The 16,759-nt window shown below is 69.5% G+C and carries 14 protein-coding genes; 3 read left to right on the forward strand and 11 right to left on the reverse strand.

What is annotated here, in order from left to right; genetic code table 11:
• Nucleotides 1–73 precede the first annotated feature (73 nt).
• The 3 genes from GGQ80_RS08875 to GGQ80_RS08885 are packed head-to-tail and all read right to left on the reverse strand — an operon-like array spanning nt 74 to nt 3,113.
• Nucleotides 74–643 (reverse strand): LbetaH domain-containing protein, encoded by a 570-nt coding sequence (locus tag GGQ80_RS08875; RefSeq protein WP_183983867.1) that lies wholly within the window; start codon nt 641–643, stop codon nt 74–76.
• On the reverse strand, nt 640–1,851 hold the full coding sequence (locus tag GGQ80_RS08880; RefSeq protein WP_221364280.1) for a glycosyltransferase: 1,212 nt from the start codon (nt 1,849–1,851) through the stop codon (nt 640–642). The genes GGQ80_RS08875 and GGQ80_RS08880 overlap by 4 nt, the downstream gene beginning before the upstream one ends.
• Nucleotides 1,770–3,113, reverse strand: coding sequence for an O-antigen polymerase (locus tag GGQ80_RS08885; RefSeq protein WP_183983871.1), 1,344 nt, complete (start codon nt 3,111–3,113; stop codon nt 1,770–1,772). Before GGQ80_RS08885 ends, GGQ80_RS08880 begins: the two co-directional genes overlap by 82 nt.
• A gap of 384 nt (nt 3,114–3,497) precedes the next feature.
• Here GGQ80_RS08885 and GGQ80_RS08890 point away from each other — a divergent pair, with 384 nt between their 5' ends.
• From GGQ80_RS08890 to GGQ80_RS08900, 3 genes are read left to right on the forward strand one after another with little or no spacing between them, the layout of a single operon-like run.
• Nucleotides 3,498–4,631 carry a glycosyltransferase family 4 protein gene (locus tag GGQ80_RS08890; RefSeq protein WP_183983872.1) on the forward strand — a complete coding sequence of 378 codons (1,134 nt, stop codon included), beginning with the start codon at nt 3,498–3,500 and terminating at the stop codon, nt 4,629–4,631.
• Nucleotides 4,628–5,761, forward strand: coding sequence for a glycosyltransferase (locus GGQ80_RS08895; protein ID WP_183983874.1), 1,134 nt, complete (start codon nt 4,628–4,630; stop codon nt 5,759–5,761). The genes GGQ80_RS08890 and GGQ80_RS08895 overlap by 4 nt, the downstream gene beginning before the upstream one ends.
• The gene (locus GGQ80_RS08900) at nt 5,758–6,954 is read left to right on the forward strand and encodes a glycosyltransferase family 4 protein (protein ID WP_183983875.1); all 1,197 of its coding nucleotides are present in this window, start codon (nt 5,758–5,760) and stop codon (nt 6,952–6,954) included. The genes GGQ80_RS08895 and GGQ80_RS08900 overlap by 4 nt, the downstream gene beginning before the upstream one ends.
• A 47-nt stretch (nt 6,955–7,001) precedes the next feature.
• Here the strand turns inward: GGQ80_RS08900 and GGQ80_RS08905 are convergent, their stop codons facing one another.
• From GGQ80_RS08905 to GGQ80_RS08940, 8 genes are all read right to left on the reverse strand, one after another.
• Nucleotides 7,002–8,300, reverse strand: coding sequence for an SGNH/GDSL hydrolase family protein (locus tag GGQ80_RS08905; RefSeq protein WP_183983877.1), 1,299 nt, complete (start codon nt 8,298–8,300; stop codon nt 7,002–7,004).
• On the reverse strand, nt 8,297–8,731 hold the full coding sequence (locus GGQ80_RS08910; protein WP_183983879.1) for a hypothetical protein: 435 nt from the start codon (nt 8,729–8,731) through the stop codon (nt 8,297–8,299). The genes GGQ80_RS08905 and GGQ80_RS08910 overlap by 4 nt, the downstream gene beginning before the upstream one ends.
• 89 nt (nt 8,732–8,820) lie before the next feature.
• On the reverse strand, nt 8,821–10,176 hold the full coding sequence (locus tag GGQ80_RS08915) for a lipopolysaccharide biosynthesis protein (RefSeq protein ID WP_183983881.1): 1,356 nt from the start codon (nt 10,174–10,176) through the stop codon (nt 8,821–8,823).
• A 43-nt stretch (nt 10,177–10,219) separates the two neighbouring features.
• On the reverse strand, nt 10,220–11,497 hold the full coding sequence (locus GGQ80_RS08920) for a WcaI family glycosyltransferase (RefSeq protein ID WP_183984096.1): 1,278 nt from the start codon (nt 11,495–11,497) through the stop codon (nt 10,220–10,222).
• Nucleotides 11,498–11,502: 5 nt separating this feature from the next.
• Complete coding sequence (gene fcl, locus GGQ80_RS08925) at nt 11,503–12,456, reverse strand: GDP-L-fucose synthase (protein ID WP_343050966.1); 954 nt, start codon at nt 12,454–12,456, stop codon at nt 11,503–11,505.
• Between the two features lie 3 nt (nt 12,457–12,459).
• Entirely contained in the window at nt 12,460–13,527 is a 1,068-nt protein-coding gene (gene gmd / locus GGQ80_RS08930) for a GDP-mannose 4,6-dehydratase (RefSeq protein ID WP_343050967.1), read from the reverse strand.
• 120 nt (nt 13,528–13,647) lie between these two features.
• Nucleotides 13,648–15,876 (reverse strand): GumC family protein, encoded by a 2,229-nt coding sequence (locus GGQ80_RS08935; RefSeq protein ID WP_183983883.1) that lies wholly within the window; start codon nt 15,874–15,876, stop codon nt 13,648–13,650.
• Between the two features lie 8 nt (nt 15,877–15,884).
• Nucleotides 15,885–16,550 carry a polysaccharide biosynthesis/export family protein gene (locus GGQ80_RS08940; protein WP_221364282.1) on the reverse strand — a complete coding sequence of 222 codons (666 nt, stop codon included), beginning with the start codon at nt 16,548–16,550 and terminating at the stop codon, nt 15,885–15,887.
• Between the last annotated feature and the right edge of the window lie 209 nt (nt 16,551–16,759).

The following is a 16,759-nucleotide window of genomic DNA, read 5'->3' on the forward strand; positions in this document are numbered from 1 at the left end:
GAGGATGGCTTCCTGCTCCCTCTCCGGGCGGGAGAGGTAGGGAGGCGCGCAGCGCCGAAAGGGTGAGGGCAGCTCAATCCGAACGAACCAACCCCCGCGGCTTCACCCAGACCGCCGGGTTCCCCTGATACACCCCGCCCGCCTCGGCATCGCGCAGCAGCACGGCGCGCGCGCCGACGACCGCCCCTTCCCCCACCGTCACTCCCGGGCCGACGAACGCCTCCGCCGCTACCCAGGCGCCGTCGCGGATCGTCACCGGGCGCAATACCAGCTGGAAATCGGGATCGCGGATATCGTGGCTGCTCGCACACAGATGCGCCCGCTGCGACACCACCACGCGCCGCCCGATCGTGATCCGTCCCTGATTATAGACGTTGACCCCCGGCCCCAGCAGCGCGCGATCGCCCAGCACCAGGTGCGGGGGATACCAGACTCGCGTCGAGCCATAGAGCCGCGCGCCCCGCCCCACCTTGGCCCCGAACGCGCGCAGCACCAGCCGGCGCCAGCCGTGCAGCGGCGGCGGCGTCCAGCGCGCCAGCACCAGCCACGCCACCCCCCACGCCGCCCGGAACAGCCGGTTGCCGAGCGAGAAGCTGGCGCCGCCCTCGAGCGGCCGGGTCGTGGCGGCGTCGAGCACCTTCATGCCGCCCGCCCCGCGATCAGCGCGCCATAAGTCTGGTCCCACCGCGCCGCGACCACGCCCGGCGCGAACGCCTCGGCCGCCAACGCCGCCGCCTTCGCCGCCATCGCCGTCCAGGCCGCCTCGTCCATCAGCATCGCCGTGCGCAGCGCCGCCGCGATCTCCTCGACGCTCGTGCCGCAGTCGATCGCCGCACCGCGCGCGAACCCCTGGTGGAGATGGCAATGCGCCGACATCAGCGTCGGCGTACCGCTCGCCCAGGCTTCCAGTATCGCCATCGGCAGCCCCTCGCTATGCGACGGCAGCGCCAGGAAGCGCGCATCGGCGAGTAGTTGAGCCTTGGCCGCGCCGAACACCGGCCCCAGAAAGGCGACGTCGTTCCCCGGCCCGGCGGCGATCGCCGCCTCCAGCGCCGCGACATGCTCGGCCTCGCCCCAGCCGGCGATGCGCAAGCTCGCCTCGAAGGGCAGCGCGCCGCGTTCGCGCAACAGCCGCCACGCCGCGATCAGCGCCTCGACATTCTTCTTCGGATGGATGCGGCCAAGATACAGCACATGGCGCTCGCCGGGCCGACGCGTGGCCGTCGCCGGCGCCACCGCATTGGGGATCACCGCCGTCGCCGCGCCGCCCGTCGCGGCGGCGATGTCCGCCGCCTCCGCCTCGGTCAGCGCGTGGAACAGCGCCGCACGCTGCCAGCTGTGCCGTTCATAGGCGAGCGTCGCCGCCCGCTTCTTCCACCGGCCGCGTGCCATGATCCACGGATCGAGCATGCCGTGCGGCGAGACGACATAGGGCCGCCCGCCCCGTGCCCAGCCCGCCCCCGCCAGCGACGTCGCCGTCCAGATGCCGTGAAGGTGAAGCAGGTCGAGCCGCGCGCGCTCCAGCACGCCGCGAAGCGCTGGTGAAAAGCCGATCCCCGCCGGGCCAATCGCCGGCGCGGTCAGCACCTCGGCATCGCCGAACCGCCCATGATCCGCGGCGTCGTCGGGACTGGCCAGCGCCACCACCACCGGTTCGCCGCGAGCCGCCCGGATCATGTCGCACTGCGCGACCACCGCTTCGAACACCCCGCCGTTGGCGCGCGATGCCCAGGCGGTGAGCAGGCCGATGCGCCGCCCCGCGATCCCGCTCACGCCGGCCGCGCCGCGATCAGCCGCCGCGGATCGCTCACCCGCCGCACCCGTCGCCCCGCGGCGAACGCGAACAGCCACCACAACGCGATCGGCACCAGATAGAATAGCGGAAAGCGCAACGCCGAGATCAGCTGGCCGTCGCGGAACAGCTGGATGCTCAGCGGCAGCAACAGGATGTAGCAGGCGACCTGATATTCGGTCTGCATCGATCGCGCGAACCAGTTGTACGCCTTGCCGCACAGCGCACCGAACAGCCCGCACCACAGGATCACCCCGATCCAGCCCGCCTGCGCCCAGCCTTCGCCGGGCAGCGAATAGGTCATGCCGATCGGATAGCCGTAATCGAACAGCTTGTACGGCTGGATCGGCGGCCCCACCGGCTTGCCCGGCCACAGCACGCGCGGGATCGGTTCGGTCAGCACCTGGAGGTTGTCGAGGAACCAGCCATAGGTCTTGGTACGTTCGGGGATGATGTAGACCAGATACTCCAGCATCTCCTGGTTGGCGTAATGCTCGTCCTCCAGCGGGGCTAGAAAGGTGACCTCCTCGCTGGTCGCGACCTGATCCGACAGCATCTCGGCGAAGAAGGCGCGGTTGGCACCGACGACGGTGAACAGCGCCATCGCCATCACGCCCAGCGCGATCGTCCGCCATTCCGGCCACGCCCGCCGCCGGTCGTACAGATAGGCCAGCGCCATCGACGCCGCCGCCATGACGAACGTCCAGCGCCCGCCGCCGTTGATCAGGCGCGCGCCCATATAGACGATGAACGGCAACAGCGACGCCGGCCGGAACCGGTAATACCAGGCGATCAGCACGACGATCGGAATCAGCATGTTGCCCGAATCGGTCAGATAGCCGTTGGTCGACGTGTTGATGTAGGCGCCGGTCGCAGCGTCGAGCACCATGTCGCCGCTGTCGGCGAGCTTCTTCGACAGGCTCAGGATCGTGGAATACACCGCCGGTCCCAAGCACAGCGCCAGTGCCAGCCACATCGCGCCGGGGAAGCGCCGGCGGGCGATCTCGATCCCGCGCTCGCGCCCGCGCAGCACCAGCCGCTCGCGCCCGACGTAGAGCACCGCCGCCATGAACGACACCAGCCCGACGTCGGCGACGAGCAGCGCGGTGATCCGCTCGGCATCGGAAGGCGTGAACTGGAAGACGTGGTAGATGTAGCGATAGTCGTAGACGGCGCCCAGGATCGGGCGGACCACGAACACCAGCCCGTGGAAGAACAGGTAATAGCCTGCCGGGTGGAACAGCGACGCGACGCCGCTGCGCCAATAGCAGGCGACGGCGGCAATCCACAGCACGACGCCCAGCACCAGCATGAAGGTCATCGCGCCGCCCCCGCGCCGGCACGGGCGCACGCATCGATCGCCGCCGCCGGCGAATCGCCGCCATCGTCAATCCCCGGCATCATCGCGGCAGCCTGACCGAAGCAGCCACAAGCTTCAGCGCAAGTTCTTCAAAACAAACGAAAAGGCGCCAGTGGCCCAGCCGATAGATCGGCGCTGTCATCGATGGTCCCCCAACCCTTGCGCAAGAGATCGCATGCCACCGTCAGCCAGGCAAGTAATTGTCGGCTTTCGCGGTGGAATTGTCGCAAGACGGGATAGTCTCGACATTGACAAAGCCGTCATCCTGTCGCCAACGACGTCGGGGGATCGGGTCCTGCTTCCGGGGGGAGGCGAGCGGATGCCGGCGCAGCGGACGGGGACTATTTGCGCACCATCGTTCTTCAGCGGACCGTCCCGCATTACCGCTTCGCGTTGTTCGACCGGCTGCATGACGAGCTTGGCTGGGTCGTCGCCACCGGCGGCGCTGGCGATGCGCACGGGCTGCACGTGCCCGATGCCGATCCGCCGTGGCTCCACCGCTTCGCGATCCGTCGCCACCGCGCGCGCCAGTATCGCGCCACCGTCCCGGTCGACGCGATCCTCGCCGCGCTCGCGCCCGATGCGATCGTCGCCGAATTCAGCCCGCAGATGTCGTCGTCCTGGCGGCTGTCGGCGGACCGGCTGCTCGGTCGGGGCGGCCCGCGCCGCCTCGCCTATTGGTCGCAAGGGGCGAACGTCGAGCGCGGCTTCCGCTCGCCCGCCGATCTCGGCGCGCAGGCGCTTCGCCTCGCGCTGATGGCCCCCGCCGATGCGCATCTGTGCTACGATGGGGCGGGCGCGGCCTTCCTCCATCGCTGGCTGCCCGCCTCGCCGCCGGTGTTCGTCGCGCACAACACCCTCGACCCGGCCACGCTGCCGGGCCGCGGTATCGATACCTCGCCGGCCGATCCGGCTGCCGCGCACCTGCTGTTCGTCGGTCGGCTGACCCGCGACAAGGCGGTGCCCGACCTCGTCCGTGCCTTCGCACTCGCGCTGGCCGACGCCCCGCGGCTGCGGCTGACGATCGTTGGCGACGGCCCCGACATGGCCGCCGTCCGCACCGCCGCCGCGCCGCTCGGCGACGCCGTCCGCATCACCGGCGAAGTCTACGACGCCGACGAACTCGCCCGCTATTTCCAGTCGGCCAGCGCGCTCGTCTATGCCGGCGGCATCGGCCTCGCCGCCGTCAATGCGCTGCTCTACGGCGTGCCGGTCGTGCTCTACGATCATCCCGGCGCCGATCGCCGCCACCATCCCGAGCATGGCAACATCGTCGACGGCGTCACCGGCGTTCGCGTCGCCCCGACCACGCTGCGCGCCCTCGCTGACCAGCTGGTCGCAATCGCCCGCGCGTCCGTGCCGTTGCGCCCGGCGATGCGCGCCGACATCGAGCGCTACGTCGCCGCGAACCTGTCGCTCGACCGGATGGTCGACGGCTTCCGCGCATTGGACGCTCACCTGCGGAGTATCGCCCGATGACCGACCGGACGACACTGACCTTTTATTGGGAGAATCTGGGCCCGACCCATGTCGACCGGCTCGAACGGCTCGCCGCCGACCTCGCCGAGACCCATCGGATCGTCGCGCTCCAGGATGGCGAGCAGAGCCGCGTCTATGCGTGGGCGTCGGTCGCGGGCACCGCCTACGACACACGCACGCTGTTCCCCGCCGACCGCCGCCGCGGCCCGCTCCGCGATGCCTGGCGGCTGTGGCGCGCGTGCCGCCGCACCGGCGCCCGCGACGTCTTCCTGTGCCATTACCAAGAGCCGCACGTCCTGATCGCTGCCCTGCTGCTCCGCCTGTCGCGCGTCCGCGTCCATGCGATGATCGACAGCAAGTTCGACGACTACCCCCGCCGCCTCCCGCGCGAGCTGGTCAAGTCGCTGTTCCTGCTGCCCTATCGCGGCGCGCTTACCGCCAGCCGGCGCGCGCGCGACTATCTCGCGTTTTTCGGCTTGCCGCCCGATCGCATCGCGCTGGGCTATGACACGCTGTCGGTCGACCGGATCGAGGCGCTCGCCGCGGCGCCCCCCGCCCCCGACGGCACCCCCTTCGCGAACCGCCACTTCGTCGTCGTCGCGCGCCATGTGGCGAAGAAGAACATCGCGCTCGCGATCGACGCCTATGCCCGCTGGCGCGCCGCCGGCCCCGCCGTGGCCCGCGACCTGCACCTCTGCGGCTCGGGCCCGCTGGAGGGCGAGCTGCACGCGCAGGTCGATCGCCTCGGCCTTGCCGACCACGTCCATTTCCACGGTTTCGTCCAGACCGACGACGTCGCCAGCATCCTGTCGCGCACACTGTGCCTGCTGCTGCCCAGCATCGAGGAGCAGTTCGGCCTCGTCGTGATCGAGGCGCAGGCGATGGGCGTCCCCGTACTCGCCTCGACCAACGCCGGCGCCTGCGACACGCTGATCGACACCGGCCTCAACGGCTTCCTCCTCGACCCGCGCGAACCCGATGCCTGGGCCGCGACGATGGCGCTATTGTCGGAGGACGAGGCGTGCTGGCACCGGGCCGCCGCCGCCACCCGCGATTCGCGCTACCGCGGCGATTGCCGCCATTTCACCGCTGGCGTCCGCCACCTCATCGAACGGGAGAAGGTGCGATGACTCAGGACCGGTTCGTCTGCGCGATCAACCGCAACCGCGACGGCTATCAGGTGCCGCTCGCCCTGTACGAAGCGGGGCTGCTCGAACGCTTCGTCACCGATTTCTATGCGCCTGATGCGCCGCCTGGCTGGCTGCCCGCCCCGCTGCGCCGCCGCCGCATCGACGGGCTTCCCCATGCCGCGACGACCAGCGCGCTGGCGAGCTTCGGCGTTCAGGCCGCTGCCGAGCTGCTCGGCGCACCGATGGCGCCGGTGTTCCGCCATACCGATCGGATGCTCGGTCATGTCGCGGGCCGCGTCGCGCGATCGACCCGCAGTCATCTGTACTGCTACAGCCCCTATCTGCCGGCCGACTGCCAGATCGCCCCCGGCACGCGGCGCGCGATCTTCGAATTCCATCCGCTTCCCGGTCTGCTGTGGGAATTGCTCGCCGCCGACCACGCGCGCTATCCCGATGCGACCCGCCAATCCTATCAACAGGAAGCGGCGATCAAGCGCGACGATGCCGAACACGACGTCTGGCGCCGCGCCGACGCGGTGTCCTGCGCCAGTTCGATCACCCGCCGTTCGCTCGAATATGCCGGCTGCGATCCATCGATCATCACCGTCGTGCCCTACGCCTTCGACGCGCTCCCGCTCGCCGATCCCTCTCCTCCCGTCGCGAGCGAGCGGGCGCAAGCCGAATTCCTGTTCGTCGGCCAGGGCGTCCAGCGCAAGGGGCTGCACCATCTGATCGACGCGTGGCAGCGCGCCGATCTGCCCGACGCTCGCCTCACGCTCGTCTGCTACCGGATCGATCCCGGCATCAGGGCCATGGTCAAGAGCCCCAGCATCCGCCTGCTCGGCCGTCAGGAGCGCGCCGATCTCGACGCGCTCTACGCCGCATCCGACGTCTTCGTCATGCCCTCGCTCGTCGAAGGCTTCGGCCTCGTCTATCTGGAGGCGCTGTCGCGCGGCTGCCATGCCGTCGCGACCGAGAACACCGGGCTTCCCGATCTCGATCTGTCGGCCGGTGCGGCGACGATCGTGCCCAGCGGCGACATCGACCTGCTGGCGGCGGCGCTCGCCCGGCTGTCGGCTGCCGCGCAGGCGGGGGAACTCGACCGCACCGCCATTCGCGACGAGGCCGCCCGTTGGCAATGGCGTGACTTTCGCGCCGCCATCGCCGCCCACGCCCGCAGCATTCTCACATAAGGGCGAACGAGCGGGCAGCACGCCGACCACCACCCGCTCCCCCGTCGCTACCCCCGCGGCAACCGCGCTGCGATCGCCTGCGCGGTCCGCACCGCGAGGTAGCCATGCCCGGCGTCGGTCGGGTGCGTCGGGTCGGCGCCGTCGGTGCCGCCGGTCACCCAGTCGGCGTTGCCGTCGCCCTTGGTCAAGCCCGTCCGCCCGGTGCCTGTCACCCAGGCTTCGGCCAGATTGTCGATGAACACGACGTTGTTCGGATACAGCGCCGCCGCCGCCTTCTTGCCGTCTCGCGCCGCCAGCCGGTTGGCGTTCGGCGTCCCCGGCGTCATCGGCCCGGTCATGAAGATCAGCACATTGGGCAGCGAGCCGATCACCGCGTCCAGCCAGGCCGACACCGCCGCCTGCATCGTCGCCGCGCTGCCGCCGATCAGGTTCTCGTCGTTGATCCCGCCCATCTCGACGATGACGTCGGGCGCGCGCGCGATCACGTCGGCCTGGACGCGTTGGATGAAGGTGTTGCGCTGGTTGTTGGCGTTGGCGACGAAGCCGGTGGCGCCGACGCCCGAGTTGATACACCCCGGCTGGCCGAGCAGCAGCGCGATCTGCGACCCCATGCCCGGATACAGCGCCGCCGCGGTCGATCCGGTGCTGCCGACGAAGCTGTCGCCGTGAACGATGACGTTCAGGCCGTCGATCGGCGGCGCCGCGCACGGCGGATAGATCGCGGCCGACTTCACCCCGCCGAACTTGAACTGCGGCAAGCCCTCGATCTCGTAGACGCGCATCCGCCGGTTCGCCGCCGAGCCGTCGCCCCAGGTCAGCCGGATAAAGCTGCTCGCGCCGTTCGTCGCCGCATTCATGCCGAGCGAGCCCGTCTGGACATACTGGCCGTCGACACGCAGGCGAAAGCCCTGGGCGTTGGCTTGGCCCGGCGCGTAGAAGCAAATCTCCAGGTCGGGCGCGGCCGACTGAAACCGCACGAGGCCGCCGGTGCCGTCGAACTTGTTGGCGCCCGTCCCGCCCGCCGTGCCGTCGCCATTGGTGACGGCATCGGGGATCGCCAGGCTGTATTGCGGATAGGTGGCGTTCACCGGCCGCCAGGTGCCGCGCATCAGCGTGAACTTGTCGAGATCGGTGGCGACGCCGGCGCTGTACGGCGCGAACAGCGTGCCGGTGATCGCCGAGGTGCCGGTCGGCGCGCCGATCGTCGGCGGCGTGGTCATCACCGTGGGCAGCGACGGCCCGGCGCGGCTGATCGAACGCTGCAACCGCCCGAGCACCGCCGACCGATCGACGCGGGCGCGCAGTTGCGCGGCCATGCCGCGCGCGCCGAAGTCGAGCGCGCTCATTGCGCCACCCGATAGCTCAGCAACCCCGACGCGATCGTGATGGTCAGGTAATAGGTCGCGCCCTCCACCGTCTCCTCGGCCACGATCTCGTTCGCGTTGGCGGTGAACACGCCCCAAGGCTGGCCGGCGACGGTCAGCGGCTGCTTGGTCGCGCCGCCGTCGGTCGATCGCTGGACGGTGACGCTTCCGCTCCAGCTGCCCGACAGCGTCAGCCAGATCGGCCGCGCCTTGTCGGGCGTGAAGGGCCCGGCGACACTGCTGGCGGCGGCGCTGCCGGTCAGCGGCACGCTCGCCGCGGCGCTCAGTCGGGTCGTAATCGGCAGCGGGTGCGCAGCATCGATGGCCACCGCCTCGCCGCTGTCCGCGGTATAGGCCATCGCGGTCAGCGGCACGAAGCTCGCCGGCGCGGCGGTGGTGGGAAAGGTCTGCATGGAATTGCCTCTCGAATGACGAGCGATCCGAATCGCCCGTCGATCGAGCTAGCCATGTTGATCCATGTAGGAAAACAAAAAGAGAACAATCATCCCGGCCGCCGGGCCAGCAACCGTCGTCCTCGTGCCAGCATCTCGCCCGCGGCGACCCGCGCCTCACCGATGCTGACGAAACAGCGCCGCCCCATCCGAGCGATGACGATGCACATCGCCGCGTCGAGCACCGCGATCGACAGCCCCGCACCCGCCGCACCGATCCACGTCGACAGCGCATAGCTCGCGGGCATCGTCAGCAGCGCCAGCACCACGAAGGGATAGGAAAATCCCGCATGCCGGTTCATCGCCAGGATCAGGTTGGACAGCGGGTTCCACAGCCCGCCCAGCACCACCGTCGCCGCCATCACCACCATCAGCAACTGCGGCGGATGGATCACCCCGCGCGTCCACAGCATCACCAGCGGCTGCCCCGCGACGACCAGTACCACCGCGAACGGCACCGCCACGATCCCCGCCGCTGCCAGTGTCGCCACCAGCATCCGCGCCTGGGCCGGCCGGTCCTCGCGCGCGACCGCGGCGGTGAACTCGGGCATCAGCGCGTGGGTGACGAGCTGCGTCATCTGCAATCCGATCCGCGACAGCGTCCGCGTCGCGGTGAACGCCGGCACCGCCGCTGCCCCGGCCGCCGCACCCAGCGCCAGCGCCGTCCCCTGCAGGAACGATGCCTGCGCCACCGGCAGTGCCGCCACCGCCAGCGCCGGCCCGGTCAGCGCGCTTACCGTCTCGCGCCGCACGCGGGTCCATCCGAACGTCAGCCAGCCGACGCGCCGCCGCAGCACGAGCCATTGCGCCACCAGCGCCAGCGTCCGCCCGGCGAGCAGCACCGCTGCCGCTACCGGCGGCGTCGCGCCTGCCATCACTGCGGCACCCAGCGCGATATTCTCGAACAGGACCGTGTGTCCCGTCCACATCACGCCTACGGCGAACAGCCCCTCGCAGCGAAAACCCGCGGTGACGATGCTCCCCTGCAACGCGATCAGCCCATAGGTCGCGAGCAGGCACAGCGTCACGCGCGCCGCATCCGGCGACACCGCGGCCGACGTCGGCAACAACGCGTCGGGCACCAGCCAGCATCCCGCCAGCACCAGCAGCAACATCGCCGCCGACACCGGCACGATCACCGCACAAGCGCTCTGCATGATCGCCACCGCCTCGTCGCGGTTCCCGCGCGCGACCGCCATCGTCATCTGCGTCCCCGCCGCGCTCGCGAAGCCCAGGTCGCTGAACGCCAGGAAGCTCGGGATCGTCGCCAGCAGCACCCACACGCCATAGGTGTCCAGCCCCCAGCCGGCCGCCATGATCGGCACCAGCATCAGCTGCACCAGCGCCACCGCCAGCTTGTCGTAGATGTTGGCAGCGATCCCGCGCGAAACGCGCGCCGCCCTCATGCCACCGCCTCCGCCCGTGACGCACGACCAGGAGCGGCGACGATCATCGCAGCTCGATGGGATCGGCCACCGACAGCACCGCCGCCGTCGCCGTGGCCGCCGGCGTCACGCCCTGCACCAGATCGCGCTCGAAGCGGTCGAGGATCGTCGCCCGGCTCCACCGCGTCTCCGCCCGGCGGCGCGCCGCATCGCCCAGCCTGGCCCGCTCCGCCGGATCGTCGAGCAACGCCTGGATCGCATCGGCGAAGGCGTCGGCATCTTCGGGCGCGGTGACGATGCCGACATCCTCGACCTCGCGCGCCAGGCCAGTGCCGGGCAGCGCCGTCGCCACCACCGGCCGCCCCGACGCCAGCATGTTGGCAAGCTTCGACGGCAGCACCAGGTCCGCCACACCGGCGATCTGCGGCAGCAGGTGGACGTCGGCCAGGCCGAGCAATTCGGGCAGCAGCTCGATCGGCTGCAGATCGTGGAAGCGGACATTGTCGAGCCCGCTCGCCTGCTCCTCCAGCCGCGCCCGGTTCGGCCCGTTGCCGCAGATCACGAACATCAGGTCGCGACGATGCGCCAGCCGCCGTGCCGCCGCGATGATGATTTCGATGCCCTGCTTGTTGGCGATATTGCCCGAATAGAGCGCGACAAGCGGCCGATCGATCGCCCAGTGCTCGCTCAGCACCGACGGGCGCTCGAGCGGGCGGATATGGTCGATCTGCGCCCAGTTGCGGAATTCGACGATGCGGTCGCGCGCGAATCCCTTTTCGGCCAGCTTCGCGCACATCTGGGGCGAGATGCTGCTCGCCCGATCCGCCGCCATCGCCTGGCGTTCGAACCACCGCGCGACCCGCGTCAGCGCACCGTTCGCCGGCAGCAGTCCGGTGGCGAACACCGCCTCGACCTCGAAATCCTGGACGTGCAGCCAGAACGGCACCCGCATCAGCTGCGCGACAAAGCGCGCGCATACGACCGAGATCAGCGACGGCGCCACCCCGATCACCACGTCGGGCCGCCGCCGCCGGGCTTCGGCCAGCAGCACCGGCAATGCGCGCAGCGCAAAGCCGATATGGTGGAGCAACCGCTTGCCGCCGCTCGGCACCGCCGGCACGTAATGCGGCACCCGCACCACCGCCACGCCGTCTTCCTGGGCCCGCCGCACCCCGCCGCCGGTATAGGCCGGGTCGGGCTTCCACGCCGGATAATAGGGCTTGCCGCACACCACCGTCACGTCGTGCCCCGCCGCCGCCAGCGCGGTCGCCATGCCGTGGCTGTACGGGCCGATGCCGACCGGCTCGGGCGCATAGTTCAGGCTGAGGATCAGGACGTTCATCGCCGTCACCGCGCCGCCAGATGGTCGCGGTAGAGCGCGTAGACCGCGGCCACGCCCTCGCGCAGCCCGATGCGCGGACGCCAGCCCATCTGCGTCAGCCTGTCGGCGCTCATCAGCTTGCGCGGCGTCCCGTCGGGCTTCGACAAGTCGTGGGTGATGTCGCCCTCGAACCCGACGATCTGGGCCACCAGCCGGGTCAGTTCCTCGATCGAGATATCGTCGCCCGACCCGACGTTGACGTGGCTGTCACCCGAATAGTGACGCATCAGGAACACGCAGGCGTCGGCCAGGTCGTCGACGTGCAGGAACTCGCGCCGCGGCGTGCCGGTGCCCCATATCTCCATCGACGCCGCGCCGGCCGCCTTCGCCTCATGCGCCTTGCGGATCAGCGCGGGCAGGACGTGGCTCGACGCCAGGTCGAAATTATCGCCCGGCCCGTACAGATTGGTCGGCATCGCCGAAATGAAGTCGCAGCCGTGCTGGCGCCGATACGCCTGCACCAGCTTGATCCCGGCGATCTTCGCGATCGCATACCATTCGTTGGTCGGCTCGAGCGGCCCGGTCAGCAACGCCTCTTCGACGATCGGCTGCGGCGCCATCTTGGGATAGATGCACGACGATCCCAGGAACATCAGCTTGGCGACGCCGTGGCGGTGTGCCGCCTCGATCACGTTCGCCTCGATCATCAAATTGTCGTAGAGAAAGTCCGCCGGATAGCTGTCGTTGGCCAGGATCCCGCCGACCTTCGCCGCGGCCAGGAACACCACGTCGGGCCGGTTCTGCGCAAACCACGCCTCGACCGCCGCCTGGTTCTTCAGGTCGACCGCCGCCCGATCGGCGGTCAGCACGGTGCATTCCTCGGTCGCCAGCCGCCGCACGATCGCCGATCCCACCATGCCGCGGTGCCCGGCGACGAAGACCCGCCGTCCCGCCAGCGCGAACGTTTCGCCCGCCGCCACCGCTCAGGCCCCCTTGGCGATCGGCGAGAGCTTCATCGTCTCCAGATCGGCCAGCACCATCTCGCGCGCCAGGTCGCGTGGGCTCGTCTCGTGCCGCCAGCCCAGCTTCTGGTGCGCCTTGCTCGGATCGCCGATCAGCAGGTCGACCTCGGTCGGGCGGAAATAGCGCGGGTCGATCTCGATCAGGCAGCGCCCCGTCTCGGCGCAATAGCCCTTCTCGTTCTCGCCCTCGCCTTCCCAGCGCAGCGCGATGCCGACATCGGCGAACGCCCACTCGACGAAGGTGCGAACCGGCGTCGTCTCGCCCGTCGCCAGCACGTAATCGTCCGGCTCGTCCTGCTGCAGCATCAGCCACATGCCGCGGACATATTCGCGCGCATGGCCCCAGTCGCGCCGCGCATCGAGATTGCCGAGATACAGCTTGTCCTGCCGCCCCAGCTTGATCGCCGCGGCTGCACGCGTGATCTTGCGCGTCGCGAACGTCTCGCCGCGCAGCGGGCTCTCGTGGTTGAACAGGATGCCGTTCGAGGCGTGCATGCCATAGGCTTCGCGGTAATTGACGACGATCCAATAGGCGTAGAGCTTCGCCGCGGCATAGGGCGATCGCGGATAGAAGGGCGTCGTCTCGCGCTGCGGCACTTCCTGCACCAGCCCGTACAGCTCCGACGTCGACGCCTGATAGAAACGCGCCGTCTTCTCCATCCCCAGGATGCGGATCGCCTCCAGCAGGCGCAGCGTGCCGATGCCGTCGGCGTTGGCGGTATATTCCGGAGTTTCGAAGCTCACCGCGACATGGCTCTGCGCGGCCAGGTTGTAGATCTCGTCGGGCTGCACCTGCTGGACGATCCGGATCAGGTTCGTCGAATCGGTCAGGTCGCCGTAATGGAGGTGGAAGCGCGCGCCTTCCTCGTGCGGATCCTGATAGATGCTCTCTATCCGCCCGGTATTGAACGACGACGACCGCCGCTTGATACCGTGGACCTCATATCCCTTCGCCAACAGCAACTCGGCGAGATACGCGCCGTCCTGCCCCGTCGCACCGGTGATGAGCGCTGTCTTCTTATTTGCCACGATACCCCCGCACGCATGTCGTCCCAACGACCGCGCCTTCCCCCGACGCGATCGTCCTTCCCATCATCCCCTCGCCTGCCTCGCCCGGCCGGTCTGTCGCCGCCGGATCGCAAGGCGTGTTCAGGCGTCCGCCTTCTCCCGGAAGACGTTCATCAGCCTGCTTTTTCCGTAGCCCGCGCCGTAGCCGTAATAGTCGTAGCCATAGCCGACCGAGCGGTTGAACTTGGTCAGCACCGCGCCGATCACCGTGGCACGTCCGCCCTCCAGCCGCTTCAGCGCCGCCTTGGCGCCGCCGCGATGCGCGCGGTTGGCCTCGACCACGAAGATCACCCCGTCGACGATCGACGCCAGCCGCGGCGCGTCGGCCAGGCCCAGGACCGGCGGCGCGTCGACGACGATCCGGTCGTAGCTGCCGGCGAAGGCCGCGATCGCGTCGGGCAGTGCCGACGATCCCAGCAGTTGCGCGGGATCGGGCGGCATCGGGCCACTGGTGATGACGCTGAGCCGTTCGGCGGCGGTCGCCTGGACCACCGCGGCCCCTTCCGCCTGGCCGGCGAGCAGCGTCGACAGCCCGGTCGCATTGCCCAATCCCAGATATTTGTGGAGCGACGGCTTCCGCAGGTCGGCGTCGATCAGCAGCGTCCGCTTGCCGGCCTGCGCCAGCATCAGCGCGATCAGCACCGCGCTGGTCGTCTTGCCCTCGCCCTGCCGGCTGCTCGTCAGCAGCGTAACGTGGGGCATTCCCTCGGGCGACGTCAGCTCCAGCGACGTGCGCAGCGCCTGGCTCGCCTCCGCCAGGGGCGACCGCGGCTTGGCAATGTCGCGCATCGGATCGTCGTCGGTCGCGCGCGGCAATACGCCAAGCAGCGGCAGCGCCAGCTTGCGTTCGGTATCGCCTGGCTCGCGAATCGAATCATCCAGCCGCTCGCGCAGCGTCGCGGCCAGCCCTGCCAGCAGCAACCCGACCAGCGCCCCGATCCCCAGGTTGACCAGCGGTCGCGGCGCGAACGGGCGGGCGGGCGCCTCGGCCTGGTCGATCACCGCGATGTTGTTGTTGGTCGCACCCGACGCCGCGCTGATCTCGCGAAAGCGTTGGAGCAGCCCGTCGTACAGCTCGCGATTGGTATCGGCCTCGCGCTTCAGGATATTGAAGCGGACGCTGCGATCCTGCTCGGACAGCGTCGCCCCCTTCAGCTGGTCGATCCGCGTTCCCAGCGCACGCTCCTGCGCTGCGGCGGTTTCGTAGCTGTAGCGGATCGAGCCCAGGATGCCGTTCGCGATCCCGCGAATCTGCCGGTCGATCGCGTCGATCGCCGCCTGTGCCTCGCGCACCGTTGGATAGTCGGGCTTGTGCCGCTCGCGCTCCTGCCGATATGCGGCTTCGCGCTCGGCGCGCTGGCGGGTCAGCTCCTGGATCGCCTGGTTCGACAAGACGTCGGGCAGGCTCATCAGCGGCGTCGCGCGCGCGCGCTCCCACCGCTCCTGCGCCTGCAGGCGCGTGGCCTGGGCTTCGTTATGCACCTGATTGAGCTGGACGAGATCGGCCGCGGTGATCGATCGCGGCGCGCTGCCCGGATTGCTCGCGCCGCCGGCTGCCGAGCTCGCGTCGATCAGCCGCTGTTGCCGCGCATAGGCGTTGGTCGACAGCTCCGACTGCTCCAGTCGCTCCTTCGCCTGCGCCAGCTGCTGCGACAGAAAATTGCGCGCATAGGCCGACTGGTCGAAGCGGCGCTGAAGGCTGCTCTCGATGAACTCCGCGACATAGGCATTGGCGACCTTCGCTGATACCGTCGGCGATCGGCTGGCGAAGCTGATCGTCACCACGCGCGAATTGCGTGGCAGCGTCACCGTAAGCCCCCTGTCGAGCGCGTCGATCACCGCCAACCGCAACGATTCCGGCGACCGGTCCTCGCGCTTGATCGCGGCCGCGGCCAGGAAATCGGCGTCGCCGGTCAGCCGCAGCGCGTCGGCGACGCGGATCGCCAGCGCGCGGCTCTTCAGCACGTCGACCTGAGTCTGCAGATAGCGATCGGCATCAGCGCTGCTGGTCGCGACATTGTCGTCGTCCTCGGTGCCGAGCACCTTGGCGACGCGCTGGTCGATCTGCACGCTGGCCGACGCACGATAGCGCGGCACCGTCAGCATCGACGCGGCCAACCCGATCGCGAGGCAAGTGCCGATGATTCCCAGGATGATCCAGCGGTTGCGGATCATCGCATTCCAGAGCGTCTGGAAATCGATCGCGGGCGCCTCCTCGATCCGCAGGCCGTCGTTGCCGGCAGCGGGCGGGTCGGCGTACGGCTGGCGGAATGATCGCGGCGATATCGGCGGGGCGTCGGGGTAGTTCATCGCCATCCTCAGCGAAGCGCGTTGAAGGCGAAGACGTTGAGCAGCGGCGCCGCCGCCAGCGTGTCGCGCCACGCCCCCTTGCCCGCCGAATAGCCGACGATGACCATGTCGTTGCCGACCAGCGCCGGATCGGGCTGCTCACCGCGCCGAATCGCCGCGATGTCGAAGATCGCGCCGACACGCGTGCCCTCGACGACACGGAACACCGACACGCTCCGCAGCGCCGCGACCCGCGTCTCGCCTTTCGCCAGCGAGATCGCCTGGAGCAGCGTCGTCGTCCCCTTCAGGTCATAGACGCCGGGCTCGGTCACCTCGCCCTGGACGGTCACGCGCTGCGACACGGCAGTCGCGACCGAGACGGTGACCTGCGGATGCTCCAGATAGCGCGCGCCGTACAGGCGGCCGACGCGATCCGACAGCTGGCGCGCGGTGCTGCCCGCCGCCGGCACCGTGCCGATCAGCGGCAGCTCGACGTTGCCCGCGGCATCGACCTGGACGCCTTTGACCGACAGGTCGGGCTCCGCAAAGACCGCCACGTCGATCGTATCGAGCGCGCCGATCCGATAGTCGACCGGCGCCTCCACGCTCGCCGCCCGCGCCGCGAGCGCCTGATATGCGTCATCGCCGCGCGGCAAGACGCGCGACGTCTGGTTTTCGACGCACCCAGCCGCCATCGGCAGGGTGGCCAAAACAACGGCCAACCGGATCGACACAGTCCCCCCACGAAACAAGTGTTGCACTGCAATAAGCTGAAGTTGTAAGCGCTGTCGAGTCATTGATTTTGCTTCGTCCAGTTATGGCACGCCAGTCGATGTCATTGGTAATAGTGGCAATCTCGGGGTCAGGCGCGGGGCATGCGGTACGTTACCAATATTATTTCGCT

Source organism: Sphingomonas jinjuensis (genome assembly GCF_014197105.1).
Classification (GTDB): domain Bacteria; phylum Pseudomonadota; class Alphaproteobacteria; order Sphingomonadales; family Sphingomonadaceae; genus Sphingomonas; species Sphingomonas jinjuensis.